The sequence below is a fragment of the Bifidobacterium sp. M0307 genome (genome assembly GCF_016100445.1).
In the GTDB taxonomy this organism is placed as follows: Bacteria; Actinomycetota; Actinomycetes; order Actinomycetales; family Bifidobacteriaceae; genus Bombiscardovia; species Bombiscardovia coryneformis.
In genome coordinates, this window is the sequence record NZ_JACFSL010000002.1 from 53013 (window position 1) to 67475 (window position 14463).

9 protein-coding genes are annotated in these 14463 nt (G+C 59.0%); 7 read left to right on the top strand and 2 right to left on the bottom strand.

Annotated elements, in window-relative coordinates; genetic code table 11:
- The first annotated feature begins 89 nt into the window (after positions 1 to 89).
- Both H3V08_RS07040 and H3V08_RS07045 read left to right on the top strand, forming a co-directional pair.
- The gene (locus H3V08_RS07040; RefSeq protein ID WP_232340443.1) at positions 90 to 2612 is read left to right on the top strand and encodes a prolyl oligopeptidase family serine peptidase; all 2523 of its coding nucleotides are present in this window, start codon (positions 90 to 92) and stop codon (positions 2610 to 2612) included.
- The gene (locus H3V08_RS07045; protein ID WP_232340444.1) at positions 2609 to 3943 is read left to right on the top strand and encodes a chloride channel protein; all 1335 of its coding nucleotides are present in this window, start codon (positions 2609 to 2611) and stop codon (positions 3941 to 3943) included. The genes H3V08_RS07040 and H3V08_RS07045 overlap by 4 nt, the downstream gene beginning before the upstream one ends.
- Before the next feature lie 48 nt (positions 3944 to 3991).
- On the opposite strand, the gene H3V08_RS07050 is transcribed toward H3V08_RS07045, so the two are convergent.
- Positions 3992 to 4582 (bottom strand): ArsR/SmtB family transcription factor, encoded by a 591-nt coding sequence (locus H3V08_RS07050; RefSeq protein WP_198182195.1) that lies wholly within the window; start codon positions 4580 to 4582, stop codon positions 3992 to 3994.
- A 485-nt stretch (positions 4583 to 5067) separates the two neighbouring features.
- On the opposite strand from H3V08_RS07050, the gene H3V08_RS07055 reads away from it, so the two are divergent.
- Together H3V08_RS07055 and H3V08_RS07060 are read left to right on the top strand one after the other, a co-directional pair.
- On the top strand, positions 5068 to 5925 hold the full coding sequence (locus tag H3V08_RS07055; protein ID WP_198182196.1) for an ATP-grasp domain-containing protein: 858 nt from the start codon (positions 5068 to 5070) through the stop codon (positions 5923 to 5925).
- On the top strand, positions 5925 to 7172 hold the full coding sequence (locus H3V08_RS07060; protein ID WP_198182197.1) for an MFS transporter: 1248 nt from the start codon (positions 5925 to 5927) through the stop codon (positions 7170 to 7172). Before H3V08_RS07055 ends, H3V08_RS07060 begins: the two co-directional genes overlap by 1 nt.
- A 118-nt stretch (positions 7173 to 7290) precedes the next feature.
- Here H3V08_RS07060 and H3V08_RS07065 read toward each other — a convergent pair whose 3' ends face one another.
- Positions 7291 to 7992 carry a MerR family transcriptional regulator gene (locus tag H3V08_RS07065; RefSeq protein WP_198182198.1) on the bottom strand — a complete coding sequence of 234 codons (702 nt, stop codon included), beginning with the start codon at positions 7990 to 7992 and terminating at the stop codon, positions 7291 to 7293.
- Between the two features lie 305 nt (positions 7993 to 8297).
- Between H3V08_RS07065 and H3V08_RS07070 the strand changes: the two genes are divergently transcribed.
- From H3V08_RS07070 to H3V08_RS07080, 3 genes are read left to right on the top strand one after another with little or no spacing between them, the layout of a single operon-like run.
- Complete coding sequence (locus H3V08_RS07070) at positions 8298 to 11033, top strand: YhgE/Pip family protein (RefSeq protein WP_198182199.1); 2736 nt, start codon at positions 8298 to 8300, stop codon at positions 11031 to 11033.
- Positions 11030 to 13360 carry a YhgE/Pip domain-containing protein gene (locus H3V08_RS07075; RefSeq protein WP_198182200.1) on the top strand — a complete coding sequence of 777 codons (2331 nt, stop codon included), beginning with the start codon at positions 11030 to 11032 and terminating at the stop codon, positions 13358 to 13360. Before H3V08_RS07070 ends, H3V08_RS07075 begins: the two co-directional genes overlap by 4 nt.
- A gap of 11 nt (positions 13361 to 13371) precedes the next feature.
- Complete coding sequence (locus tag H3V08_RS07080; protein WP_198182201.1) at positions 13372 to 14463, top strand: alpha/beta fold hydrolase; 1092 nt, start codon at positions 13372 to 13374, stop codon at positions 14461 to 14463.

Genomic DNA, 14463 nt, shown 5'->3' on the forward strand with positions numbered 1-14463 from the left:
TTCCCCTTTGGGGAAGTGGACGCCTATCATCAGACCAGATGCATGGCCCGATGGGAGGACCGTGCAAGGCATTCGGCAGGAGAGAGAACATGGTCGAAGAGGAGAACCCTGGTTTACGGGATTCCGGTCCCGTCTCGGCAATAGAGGACTTCCCGCGTATGAAGGCCCGGACGCTGCGGTTCACCCTTGGTGCGCCCCGGTCGGCCAGGGCCGTTGGAGATGGCTCCCGCGCCCTCTTCCTGCGCTCCGACGGGGCGGAGGACCTGGTGACCTCCTTATGGCTCTCCTCCTTCGACAAGGATGGTGGTCACCACGAGATTCTCCTGGCCGACCCCCGTAACCTCCTTGCTGATGCCGACGTGGAGGATGTGCCTGCGGAGGAACGGGCCCGACGTGAGCGCTCGCGTGAAGGCGGGGAGGGAATCGTCTCCTACAGCGTTGACCGGTCCGGTGACCGGGTGGTTTTCACCCTGGGCGGGCAGCTCTGGCTCGTTCGGATCGCCCAGGACGGTCTGAGTGCCTCGACCCGGACCCTGGGGCGGATGGAGGCCGATGGGTCCCGGCATTACGCTAATCAGGCCATTCTCAACCCGACCATCTCGCCCGACGGGTCCAAGGTGGCCTATTCCACCGGCTCCTCCATGATGATGGTCCTGATTGGTCAGGAGGCCGGTCTTGACCAGGAGTTTCCCGTCCTGACCCTGGGTGCCGATGCCGGCAATGAGATGACCCTGGGGTTGGCCGAGTTCGTGGCCGGCGAGGAAATGGACCGGTATCAGGGATTCTGGTGGTCTCCCGATTCCGATGCCCTCCTGGTGGAGCACACCGATGATTCGAATGAGCCGGTCTGGTATGTCAGCGACCCTGCAAACCCCCAGGAAGCTCCTAAGGCCAGGCGCTACCCCCAGGCTCTGACGGAAAATGCCCGCGTGGGGTTGGCCTTGGTGAGTCTGAACCAGGAAGGGCGCCCCGTTCGGGTAGGTGAGGTGGACTGGGATCACCAGGCCTTCGAATACCTGGCCATGGTCCGCTGGCAGGATGGGCATCAACCCCTTCTGCTTGTTCAGAACCGCAGACAGACCGAAGACAGGATTCTGGGTATTGAGATTCCGGCCCGCGAGGATGGAACCGATGGGGCCTCCCAGGATCTGGTAGAGGTCTCGGATGGCGGCGTCCCCCGTCTTCCCCCCGAGGGGGCATCCCGTGTGCCGACCCGCGAACTGGGGGCACATAGCAACAATCAGTGGTTGGACATTGTGGAAGGACTGCCGGCCTACCGCCCCGACGGCGGACTGGTGGACGCCCTGATCGATACCCAGTGCGATACCACCCGCCTGCAGGTGAACGGAAAGGCCTTCTCTCCGGCTGGATGTCAGATCAGGCGGGTCATATCGGTCGGGCCGGATAACGTGCTGGCCATTGTCTCCACCGATCCCCGCAGCTTCGACCTGATGGGTCTGGGCTATGACGGCAGCGTCCATGTGCTCAACCGGCTGCCGGGCCTCTGGACGGCCTCCCGGGCCGGACGGGGCGTCGTGGTCGAGTGCCATACCATGGCCTCGTCCCATGGTCAGATCAAGCACTGCTACCTGGGCGAGGACGATTGTCTGGATCGGCTGGGAGTGGATGGACTCGGGCTGATCACCGATGACCGGAGGAAGGCCTCCGACGGTCCCGTCTCAACCGTTGATGCCATGAAGGGCGGAACCCCCGACGGGATTTCCGGGGCCGGCACCCAGGCCGCTGCTGTCGGGCGTGATCAGGTCGACCCCGGCCACCTGAACAGTCTGGGAGCCAGGAGTGCCGTTCTGGCCGACCACAGCAGCCAGCCCGGTTTCATCCCCGATGTCGACTTCGTTCGGATGGGTGCCCACGGGCTCTTCGGGGCCATCGTCCACCCTTCGCCCGCCAGCCCCTATGCCGGGGCGGAGCATCTGCCTGTGCTCCTCAAACCATACGGAGGGCCGGGAGCGCAGCAGGTTCTCTTCAACCAGGCCTACTACTGGGAGTCCCAGTGGTGGGCCGACCAGGGCTTCCTGGTCCTGACCGCCGACGGACGTGGTACTCCGGGTCGCGGCCCCGCCTGGGACAGGGCCATATTCGAAGACATGGCCCAGGTGACCCTGGATGACCAGCTGGAGGCCCTCCAGGCCCTACCCGATTTCGCCCCTGAAGCCGATTTGGACCACGTAGCCATGATCGGATGGTCCTACGGAGGCTTCCTTTCGGCCATGTCCGTCCTCAGGGCCCCCGACCAGGTCCACGCGGCCTGTGCAGGCGCCCCTCCCACCGACTGGACCCTTTACGACACCCACTACACCGAGCGCTATCTGGGTCTGGATCCCGAGGTGTACCGGCGCAACAGCATCATCGATGACGCACCACTCCTGCGTAGGCCCCTGATGCTGATTCATGGGTTCGCCGACGACAACGTGACCGTGGCGCACACCCTGCGCCTGTCCGGGGCCCTGATGGCGGCCGGTCGGGAACATACGGTCCTTCCCCTGTCCGGAATCACCCATATGACCAATGATGAGACCGTAGCCAGGAACCTGCTGGTCCTTCAGAGGGACTTCCTCTACAAGGCCCTGGCGTTAGATTGGAGACCATGACCCAAACGATGCAGGGACGGGAAGAGTTCGGTGCGGACCGCCGGGGAGGCGCTGACTCCCCGCAGGTCGGTCGTTCCCTACCCAGGTTCTGGGGTCTTGCCTTATCGGTCCTGGTTCTGGGGTCTTTGGTGGGCCTGTCTTCGGGCCTCCTGGCCCTCTTCTTCGAGTGGACACAGCATACAGTCCTTGGCTTCGTCGAATCCCCAGGAGTCTCCACCCCCTCACAGGTGCCCACTCTGCGGCGGGTTGCATCAGTTCTTATCGGAGGCCTGGTTGCCTCTCTTATCTGGTGGTTCTTGCGTAACCGGACCCGTAAGGTGCCCTCGGTCGGTCAGGCGGTCAAGGGTGCCGATATGCCCGTCTGGCAGACGGTTCTGCATGTGCTGACCCAGATTTTCCTGGTGGCCACGGGCGGCTCCATCGGTCGTGAGGTGGCCCCTCGGGAGGCTGGAGCCATGCTGGGTGGCATCTGGTGGAGGGCGGCATCCCGCTTGGGACTGCGTAAGGATGACAGGTCCCTCTTGGTGGCGGCCGCGGCAGGTGCTGGATTCGCGGGAATCTATATAGCGCCCTTGACCGGCACCTTTTTCGGTATAGAGGTCCTCCTGACCGGGGTTGATATGACCGCCGTCCTGGTCACCCTGTCCATGTCGTGCCTGGCCACCCTGGTCGGGGGCTCCATCAAGGGGTTTGACTCCTACTACCTGGTGGGGCATGACTCATTTTCGCCCTGGTTCATGGCTTTTGTGCTCTTGGCCGGTCCGGTCATGGGTCTGGTCGGTGCCGGTTTCCGCCGGCTGACCACCTGGGCCCAGAGCCACCGCACCACGGGGTCTGCCATCATCTGGCAACTGACCGGGGTGGCTCTCCTGACCGGATTGGTATCCATCTGGATGCCCGAGGTCATGGGCAACGGGCGGGCCCTGGCCCAGGTGGGCATGAGTCAGCAGGCCGTTTCGGGAGACTCTCCGGCAGCCCTCCTGGTTCCGGTATGCACCTTGCTGGTCATGGCTCTGGCCAAGGCTGTTCTGACCGCTGCCACCATCAGGGCTGGTGCCTCGGGCGGTACCCTGACCCCCTCCATCGCTCTGGGGTCCAGCCTGGGTGCAGCCATGGGACTGGTCGTGTCCTGGTGGTTCCCGGGTCTGCCCCTCTGGCAGTGCGCCGTACTTGGTGCCGCTGCTCTTCTGGCGGCCTCTCAATCGGCTCCCTTGATGGCTATGTCCATGCTGATGGAGGTCTGCCACCTTCCGGTCGGAGGCTTTATGCCACTGGGGTTTGCCGTGGCCCTGTCAGTGGCTGTATCACGCCTTCTTCATAAGGACGCGTAGACGCAAATCGAGCCAGATGGTTCAGTCTGCCCAGCTGTACCGCAGCCCTCACGGAATCCAGCGGAAAGCCTGTACAATCAGGGCCACCCGTTCGGCCCCTGGTAACTGCTCGGCACCTCTCTTCGCCCACTTCCTCGCGACGGCATCAAGCTCGGAGTTCATCTGTTTCAGCTGATCGGGTGTCAGCATCAATACGGAATCACTGCTTGCACCTGCACTAGCCCATTCCTTTGGAAGTTTGGGCAATGCGTCTAGATAACGTTCGTAGGTTTGCTCATATGCCAGTGCTGCCGAACGCCTAAAGAGATCTGTTGCCTCTTCTTCAACGGCATTGTCTCTGTCTGGGGATTCTACAAATGCGGCAGTTTGGCTTGCCTTCCACCAGCTCTGCCTCTTATCGTGCTCGGAGTTCTGTGCTTTCTCCGCAAGTCCAACTTTTGCTAGCTGAGAAAGGTGGTAACTTACTGCGCCTGGCGCCTCTCCGAGGCAGTTGCTTATGGAGCCGACAGTCTGTTCTCCGTTGATGCGCAAAACTCCAAGAATCCTCATCCTGATTGGATTGGCTAGGACTTTAAGTGTTTTGCTATTCGAAATTCTTGGGATTTCAAGTTTTTCATCCGCGGGTGTTTCTTGAGCCATATAAATAGCGCCTTTCGTTCTCATTAACACCATAGCAAATAAGTTGTACAAATAAGTTGTACAAATAAGTTGTACGTGTTATTCTCGGGTTAGCTCTTAAAAAAGAGCTGGAACCACAAAGGAAAAGAAAGAAGGAAACAATGGAAAAGGCAATGAAGAATTTCGCGAATGGCATTAATGAAACCTCCGTCGTTACTGGTGCTGAGCCTACTGGAGATGTCAAGGTCTTCTGATTTTTGGGAACTCTGCTCATCAGGTGCCGGCTCACAAACGGAGCCGGCACTTTTTTACTGCAGGATTGGAGGAGCTAAATGCCCTTGCTAATAGAAAATGCATATCGACAGACCTTTGCTCATCGCAACGATGATTTCCAGTCAAACATGTACGACAGAGGGCTCGCGCGTCCAATTTCAGATGTCTACTCTAACTGTGCGGTGGTGTTCACTTACTCCGGCGATAGCGAGATATCTAAACTGTCTTTCACCATGGCTAAGGCAGGTTTAAGGCTTATTCGTGTCGACTCTGATTTTCCTGAAAGATCGGGTATCGATGGAATCGACAAACAGGGACGAATTATCTTGGGGCACGAAGTTCTGAAGCCTAGTGTTTTCTGGAACCGTCATTTCTTTGTAAAGCGTCCTGTATCAACGGAAAGCCAGATGTTGATGGAGTATTATTATTCACAGATGGACTCGCTGAAATCTATCTGCGGGGAAATGAGTGAGTACTCAGTAAACGGCAGACTTGCTGCAGAGAGCCTTCCCGGGCAATTGGCGATAGCTAGAGCTTCAGGATTCGATATCCCTGAAACGGTCATCACTGATAACCCTAGAAAGGCCCTTTCGATGCTCGGTGTTGAAGCAGGGAAAGTTGTAGTCAAAGCACTAGGGTCGCATTGGGTCAGGGAATCAGAAGACCGTTTTATCGGTGATTTCCCTAAAATGGTGGATGCTGACGTACTGAAGATTGCCCGAGTTGAAGCGGTTCCTAGCCTGTTTCAAAAGTTTGTACCTCATGAGAGTGAAATACGAGTCTACGTTATCGGAGATAAGATTATTTCCTATAGCCTAAGTGGGAAAGAAACAGCAGCGCAAATTTGGGAAAAACCTGACAGTGTAGATATTCGGCCCTGCTTTTTGCCTGATGACATCCTTGGAAAGATTAAAGAGCTGCAACAAAACATGAAGTTCGATTATGGAGCTATAGATCTGCTCAAAAACAAAACCACTTATAGTTTCCTCGAAATCAACCTTTCGGGTGACTGGAGTTATTTCGAAAAGCATGGCGGAGACACGAGGGTGAGTGAGGCCATCCTTTCCCTATTCTCTGAAAGAATGACTTGATGGCCGAATCCACACGCTCAGAGTCCTTCTGGAAAAATCCGGAGTACTTATCCTGGTTTACAGCGGACACCGCTTCCGCTGTTGGTCTCTCCATCAAAACCCTGTCTTTATCGTTGCTTGGTTATTCTGTATCCGGTTCGCTGGTGTCGGCAGGCTGGCTCGGAACACTTTCACTGGTGGCTCAGCAGGGCTTGAGCATATTTGGCGGTACATATATAGATCGCCACGATAGGAAAAGGCTGATTGCTTTCAACGCATTAGCCGGATTTGTCTTATGGGGAACAATAGCGATTCTGGGTTTGGTCAACCATCTCTCTTTTACGGTTCTGATTGTGCTATCAGTGACTGCATCGGCGATCAACGGGTTCTTGGGGGGTGCGACGGATGCCATGCTTCGGTCAATTATTGGTGTCCGCAATTACCCGAAGGCCAGAAGCATCAACGAAGGAAGAGACTCAACCGTCAATATGACCGGCAGCCCACTCAGTGGATTTCTCTATTCGCTGCATCCGATGCTCCCGTTTTTCACAGCATCGTTCATGTACGCCATCGCCGGAATCGCTGCTTTTGGATTAAAAACCGGCAATCAGCAGATCGAGAAGACTCAATCAGATAGGAAGTCCTACGGTCAAGACTTCTTGTCAGGCTGGAAGTGGTCGCTGAAGCGTAAGACCGTGGTGCTCTCCGTCAGCGCTGCCAGCCTTGCCAGCTTCGGCATCAATGGAATTCAATATGCCATCCAGCTCGATCTGACTGGAAAGAGAGTAAATTCCACCTACATCGGTCTCGTTGGCGCCGGAATTTGCCTTGGTATGATTGCCGGATCGCTCATTGCAAACAAAATCAGCAATACCGCACCTGTCGGCAAGAGTGTGTGTCTGGCTTTTGCCTGCATCAGTCTCTTTATGATTCCCATGGTCGTGTCGGGGAATCAACTTGTGATTATCACCTGCAACTCTCTGATTGGTATTCCCTTCCCAATCATTAACTCTTTGCTTGTTGGCTTCATTTTTGCGAAAGCCCCAAACCAGATGCAAGGCAGAATTGGTGTTACTCTTACGGCTCCATCGCAAATGGCAGCGGCGTTCTGTAGTGCTATAGCGGGAACCCTGCTTACGGCCATCGGGTTCCGCGCAACAGTTATGGTATTTTCCTCCACATTCTTTTTGGGCACCTTGATGATTTTGACATCACGCTCAATTCGGCAAATACCAAGTTCCGCGCAATGGGAAGAGGCTGTTTTGTAAGCCGTCTTTGATGACAGGCGGACCCCTGGCTTGTCATCCGTGGAAGTCGATTTTGCGATAGCAGGCAGCAAGTATCCGGTTGCTTGCTGCCTGACGCTACATACGGTTTGCAGAAGGTTCAGGACGGTTCGGTCGTCCGAGGAAGATCCTTGGAAAGTTGCAGGTGGGCCAGGCGACGCAGGCCAATGAGGATCGGTTCGGTCATGACCATGCCCAGGACCGAGACCGTGATGCTGTCCTTGCGCTTGGGCCAGGGCACAAGGGAGAAGTCGACCTTGGCAACCTCCCGTGCAAGGTCCGCAAACCGTGCCAGTTCATCCCGGCCCCAGGGGATGCCCGCCTTGCGGGCGGCATCGATGGCATCTTCAAGCTGTCGTACGTAGGGCAGGTCCGGCAGGTCCTCGAATCCCACCGTTTTCAGGTCCTCCCGAATTTGTTTCAGACGCTCGTCCCTATCCGCATCGTGTTCCTCGTCGATCTGGTTTTCCCCGAATTCGTCCCTTCCCCTGTCGTCCTCCTCCGAATACCTCTTGGCCCTGCTGTCATAGGAGGGGAGGGCAACGGCGGCCCTGGTCAGAACGTCGCCCAGGCTCATATCGGGATCATCCACGGCGGAGAGGATGGTTTTGACCTGGTTGACCGACAGCCCGACGACGTGGATCAGTGTGTCGATCAGGTCCAGTCGTTTCAAGTGGGATTCCTCATATTCACTGAGCCGGGCCCTCACCTTGGTCCCCGGTTGCAGCATCCCCTCACGAAGGTAATACTTGATTGTGGCTGCCGAAATCCTGCTCCGGCGTGAGAGCTCAGCCAGCTTCATACACACTCCTTCAAGAACTCGTCATCCCCCATGACGGCGTGGTCAAACGGTTGAAACGCTGTGAACGCATATGATGAAGTCATCATTGTTGCATGTTTCGTGCCGCCTCGCCATCCTAGTGTCGAATAGGCATGAGCATGTAAACGAGGCTGCGGGGTCCACATGAGGATTCACGAAGAGCTGACCCGGACAAGCTTCAAGGCAGGGTGGCTATACTCGGGCGGGGCGAGACCGCTGGCGGACCTGGCGGCAGGAAACACCCTGTCGTGAACCGGATCGGACTATTGAGAAGGAGGTGCCTGGCGGTGAGGACCATACTGACCATCTTCAGGCGAGACCTCTGGAGAATACTGCGCAACCCCGTGGCCCTGGTGGTCACCATAGGCGTGGCCATCCTCCCATCGTTGTATGCCTGGTTCAACATCATGGCCCTCTGGGACCCATACAGCAACACCAAGGACCTCCCCGTGGCAGTGGTCAGCATGGACCGGGGGGCCCAGTCGGCGCAGACAGGCAAACTCAACGCCGGGCGGTCGGTCATCCAGGAGCTGAGGGACAACAAGAGCCTTGGCTGGAAGTTCATGGACGACGACAAGGCGGCCATCGACGAGGTGAACTCAGGTCGCTGCTACGCGGCCATCATCATTCCCGAACGGTTCAGCTCGGACCTGGTCGGTGTGGTCGAGGGGACGGGAAGCAGACCCGCCCTGGATTATTACGTCAACGAGAAGAAGAATGCCATCGCCCCCAAGGTGACCGATACGGGGGCCTCCACAATCGACCAGGAAATCAATACGGTCTTCATCTCGGCGGTCAGTGACGCCCTGGCCGGGAAGGTGCTGGAGACGGCCGGCGATGCCCAAGGGGCGGCCGAGCAGACCAGGAGCCAGGTGGTGGGTGATCTGGGGCGGACCATCGACCAGATCGATCAGATGGCGGCGCAGCTGGATCGGATCGACTCCACCATGGGCCAGGCCCGGCAGACAGTGGCGGATTCCAAGCGGAACATCAAGGATCTGCAGGCCCAGATAGCCTCAACCCAGACCACCCTGAGCAAGGCCCAGGGCACCATGACCCAGGTTCGGGATGACAGTCTGGGATTTTCCACTGCTCTGAACCAGGCTCTGGCCAACGGCACGACAGACCTGTCGAACGGTATTGCGGATGTGAACACGGTGGCCGGCGGCATCACCGCTGACCTGAACACCACCCAGGACAAGGTTGATCGCGTCAACTCGAGTCTTGGGCAGCTGGTCGATGCCAACGGGAGGGCAGTGGATGGACTTCAGTCCGGTCTGGACCATTCCGGACTGCGACCGGGGGATCCTGTGTATGACACCATCCAGAGGCAGATCACCAGTCTGAAGACCACCAACCAGCAGCAGAAGTCCTCCTTGGACAGTTTCAGGAAGAACTCGTCGGCCGCCCTGAAATCAGAGAAGCAGGCGACTTCTGATCTCAGCTCGGCCATGGCTGGTACCGGCAATACGGGCATTGCGGCACTGTCAACGGCCAGTCAGGGGCTGACCGGAACCACCATGCCCAATCTCCTTACGGGGTTGGATAATCTCAATGCTTCCAACGGCTCCCTCCAGGGTGCCCTGACCAGCCTGTCGACCACAGCCGCTCAAACATCGACCCTCCTTGACCAGCTGGATTCGACCATCGGCCAGGCCCAGACCACCCTGGCAACCACCAAGACCTCACTGGCCTCGGTCAGGTCGGATCTGGATGTGGTTCGTACCGATGTGGCTGCACTGGGGTCCTCGGCCGCCTGGAACCGGATATCCCAGACCCTTGGTCTGAACCCCGAGTCGTTCGGCAAGGCCATGGCGACCCCGGTGGAACTGGAAACCCATACGGTCTACCCGGTCAGCAACTACGGGTCCTCGGTGGCGCCCTTCTATACCAATCTGGCCCTTTGGGTGGGTGGTTTCATTCTGATCGCCATCTATAAGCTGGAGGTAGACAAGGAGGGTATCGGCAAGTGCAACGCCACCCAGGCCTACCTAGGACGCTGGCTCCTCCTTGTTTTCGTCGGTTTCTTCCAGGCCCTGATTGCCACGGTGGGCGACCTGATGTTGGGCATCCAGTGCCAGCAGCCCCTCCTTTTCGTTCTTGCCGGGGTGTTCTCCTCCTTCGTCTACATCAACATCATCTACGCCCTGGCCGCCTCGTTCCGTCACATCGGCAAGGCCCTGGCCGTGGTCCTGGTCATCCTGCAGATTCCGGGTTCTTCGGGTATGTATCCGATTGAAATGATGCCCGACTTCTTCCGGAACCTGAATCCCTGGCTCCCCTTCACCTACGGAATCAATGCCATGCGGGAGACCATCGGCGGCATGTACGGGTCCCATTACTGGGCGGATATGCTCCATGTCTTCTGGTACCTGCCGGTTGCCCTCCTGATTGGTCTGGTGGTGCGGCGGTACCTTCTCAATCTGAATGCCCTCTTCGACCGGCGTCTGGGCGCCACCGACCTGATGCTGACCGAGCAGAACCACTCGGCCGACCGGAGACTGAACCTCGGCAACCTGGCCCGGGCCTTCATGGGCGGCGGCGAGGAAGGCTACCATGCGATTCTGCGGCAGCGGGCCCACCGCTTCCTGTCAATCTATCCGTCCCTGATCAGGGCGGGCCTGGCCCTGGTTCTCCTGCCTGTTCTCTTCCTCATCCTCCTTTTCAGCACCGAGGCCAAGATTGTCATGCTGATTGCCTGCATCGCCTCCATCGTGCTGATCGATACCTATCTGATTGTTGTCGAGTACATCTGTGACAGCTATGTTCAGCAGCTTGGTATGACCGAGAGGTCCGGTGACGACTTCCGCTCCCTGATTCTGCCTGCGGCCCGTGGGCGCCGTGCAGGAGCCACCGCCACGACCAGGCTGACTGCTGCCGCCCACGAATCCATCCGGAGACGTGACGGGGCCGGAACGGACCAGGGGAAGGGCGGCGCATCCGAGGGTGCACCCGGGAGTTCGGCCGGTTCGGGGCCGGACCCCAAGGGTTTCGAGGAATCGGAAGGTGGTGGGAACCGATGAAGAACATCTGGAGGATACTGCGCAAGGACCTGTCTGATGCCACCAGCAACGTCATCGCCATCATAGTTCTGATGGGGCTGGTTATCGTGCCGGCCCTTTACGCCTGGTTCAACATCGCCGCCAGCTGGGACCCCTATAAGAACACCAAGGCCATCAAGGTGGCCGTGGCCAACACCGACAAGGGGTACAAGTCCGACCTGATTCCGGTCAAGATCAACGTGGGGGAGACGGTCACCAGCACCCTGCGGGCAAACGACCAGTTGGACTGGAAGTTCGTCAACCGTGACCAGGCGTTGGATGGGGTGCGCTCAGGTGAGTACTATGCCGCCATCATCATCCCCAAGGATTTCAGTGCGGATATGATGACCCTGTTCTCGCCCGACATGCAACATGCCAAGCTTGAGTACTATCTGAACGAGAAAAAGAACGCCATCGCCCCTCATGTCACCGAGCAGGGTGCGGATACGGTGGCCACCACCATCGACAAGACCTTCGTCAAGACCGTGGGACAGGTGGGGATTGACCTCGCCAGCCAGGTATTCACATACTCCAAGAGCCCCCAGGCCCAGGACTATCTGGACAGGGCCACCGATCACATCAATCAGATATCAGGCAGGTTGGCCACTGCATCCGATCAGGTGAACGCCTACGCGGGTCTGCTGGACTCGTCGGGACAGATGATCGACTCCACCGGCAGGATTCTGGGCCAGTCCGACTCCGCCCTTTCCCAGACCAGGAAGTCCCTGAACCGGGGAGTCAAGGGCACCAAGGACCTGGGGAAGTCCCTGTCCGGTTCGGCCGACTCGGTCAATACGGCCCTGGACCAGGCTTCCGGAGCCTATGACACCATCGCTTCCAAGGTTGACGACGCCTTTGCCCAGGTAGGGAATCAGAGTGCTGCGGTCAGCGGTCAGTTGGACGATTTGAGCAATAGGGTCAACGCCTCGGCCGCCGACTATGACGGATTGATTGCCGGCCTGGATGCCTTGCGGGACTCTGTTCAATCCGACGCGGGTCTGACTCCCGCCCAGCGCCAGGCCCTGTTGGATGCCATCGACCGGGCCCAAGCCAACATGCGCACCGCCCAGGCCTCCCAGCGCGACCTGGCCGACCACATCAGCCAGGCTTCGCAGGCGGTCAGGGACGGCTCGGGCAAATTGGATGAACTCCACCAGGGCCTTAGGGACAGAATCAGCCAGGCCCGTTCCTCAGTTGACCAGGTACGCGACCAGTACAGGAAGGATCTGAAGCCGCGACTGGATGACCTGGCGGGGGCCGTCGATACCGTGGTCGGCTCTACAGGCCAGCTCTTGACCGGCCTGGATGGCACCATCAAGGGGGCTTCGGGCCTGACCGGCTCCATGGCCGATGATATCAGCCACACCAAGGACCAGCTGACCGGCATTTCCCAGCGGCTTGCCCAGGCCGCGAAGCGGTTGACCGACCTGAGCGGCCACCTGACGCAGGCCTACCAGGGGCAGGATGCCGAGAGCGTCAAGTCTCTCCTGGCTGGCGATTCGGACACCTTGGCCTCTCTCCTGGCCTCCCCGGTCGGGGTCAACCGTCATGCCGTCTTCCCGGTCATGAACTACGGGTCGGCCATGACCCCCTTCTATACCGTCCTCTCCATCTGGGTGGGTGCCACGATTCTCGCGGCCATGATGAAGGTTGCCATCTCCGACAGGAAGAAGGCGGCCGTGCTCCACCTCGACTCCTTGCAGGCCGCCTGGAATCGGGCGGATGCAGACGAGGCCGACCCCGGCGACCCCCACCCCTGGGGAGAGTTCCGCCCCGAGTCTCCGGGCAATGCCCGGCGCTTCGGGCTCAAGCTCTATCAGGAGTACTTCGGTCGGTTCGCGATCTTCGCCCTCCTGTCCATACTTCAGGGATGCCTGATTGGTCTGGGTGACCTCTTCTATCTGAAGGTCCAGTGCGTCCATCCGCTCCTGTTCATTGTGGTGGCCATTTTCACCTCCTTCGTCTTCATGAACCTGATCTATACCCTGGTGGTGTCCTTCGGCGATATCGGCAAGGCGATCGCGGTCATCCTCCTGGTCATGCAGGTGGCCGGTTCGGGCGGTACCTTCCCCATGGAGACCCTGCCCGGTTTCTTCCAGGGGGTCTACCCGTTCCTTCCCTTCGTTCACGCCATCGGGGCCATGCAATCCGCCGTGGCCGGTATTTACGGGATGGAGTTCTGGAGGGAGATGGGTGCCCTGGCCCTCTTCCTGGTTCCCTCCCTTTTGCTGGGCCTTCTTCTGCGCAAGCCCGTGATTCGCTTCAACGACTGGATTGTTCGGAACCTGGAGAGCACCAAGCTCATGTAGGAGGTTGAGCCATGACCGTCGAGCTGATTGACGAGGAACGGTATGACCGGATCATGCAGGATACCGTCCTGCCGGATCTTGCCCTCTGCCGCCACGAGGGATGGATGACCTCCCAAAGTGCTTCGGGGAAGGGCGGCGTCCTGGTGGATGAGGCGGACCGGGATCGATACGGGTCGGATGAGCTTCTTCACTATGTCTGCTACGACCGGGGCGAGTTCCAGGACCGCACCTCGGAACCCTGCCAGGCCCGCTGCCGTGGTGCGGTGGTCATCTCCTTCGGGTTCACGGAGTTCGCTGACAAGTACCAGGAGCTGACCTGGTACTTCCTGATGGAGGGGTACTCGGTCTGCATCCTGGAGCATTGGGGGCACGGGTTCTCTGGGCGGGGCGTCTCTGATCCCAATCTGGTCTGGGTGGATCACTGGCAGCGTTATGTGGCCGACTTGGCGGCCTTCTGCTCCCAGGTGGGGCGGTCCTATGCAGGTGACCGACCCCTGGTCCTGTACGCCCATTCCATGGGTGGCGGTGTGGGGGCGCGGCTCCTGGAGAGGTTCCCTGTCATGATCGACAAGGCCATTCTCTCTTCACCGATGATTGTTCCCAGAACAGGGCTTATGCCCGCTGTGGCCTGGGGTGCGGCGAATGGTGCATGTCTGATGGGGTGGAGCAGGCGGATGGCGCCTGGATTCGGTCCCTTCAACCCGGAAATCAACATGGACAACTACCCCGGGGGAAGCCGGGCCCGGGTGACCTGGGTCCAGCGGCAAAGGCGGGACCAGGTCCGCTTCCAGACCAGCGCGGCCACGTTCGGTTGGGTAAGGGAGAGCCTGGAACTGAGCAGGGCGGTCCTGAGACCATCCCAGTGTGGGCAGGTGGAGTCACCCCTGCTGGTGTTCCAGGCTCAGCACGACCGCTTCGTTCTTCCCTCGCCACAGGAGCGGTTCGTGGCCCAGGTGCGCGATGGGGGTTGCCAGGCCGAGCTGGTGAAGATACCCGACAGTATGCACGAGCTCTACCAGATGCCGAACGCGGTTCTTGGTCCCTATCTGGACCGTATCTTCGCCTTCCTGGATGAGCCCTGCCAACTCGACGAGGAGGACTAG

Bases quoted from the DNA above. Each gene is read 5' to 3' on its own strand.
- H3V08_RS07075 (WP_198182200.1), top strand. From the start codon at position 11,030: ATGAAGAACATCTGGAGGATACTGCGCAAGGACCTGTCTGATGCCACC.
- H3V08_RS07050 (WP_198182195.1), bottom strand. From the start codon at position 4,582: ATGGCTCAAGAAACACCCGCGGATGAAAAACTTGAAATCCCAAGAATT.
- H3V08_RS07045 (WP_232340444.1), top strand. From the start codon at position 2,609: ATGACCCAAACGATGCAGGGACGGGAAGAGTTCGGTGCGGACCGCCGG.
- H3V08_RS07055 (WP_198182196.1), top strand. From the start codon at position 5,068: ATGGCTAAGGCAGGTTTAAGGCTTATTCGTGTCGACTCTGATTTTCCT.
- H3V08_RS07065 (WP_198182198.1), bottom strand. From the start codon at position 7,992: ATGAAGCTGGCTGAGCTCTCACGCCGGAGCAGGATTTCGGCAGCCACA.
- H3V08_RS07040 (WP_232340443.1), top strand. From the start codon at position 90: ATGGTCGAAGAGGAGAACCCTGGTTTACGGGATTCCGGTCCCGTCTCG.
- H3V08_RS07080 (WP_198182201.1), top strand. From the start codon at position 13,372: ATGACCGTCGAGCTGATTGACGAGGAACGGTATGACCGGATCATGCAG.
- H3V08_RS07060 (WP_198182197.1), top strand. From the start codon at position 5,925: ATGGCCGAATCCACACGCTCAGAGTCCTTCTGGAAAAATCCGGAGTAC.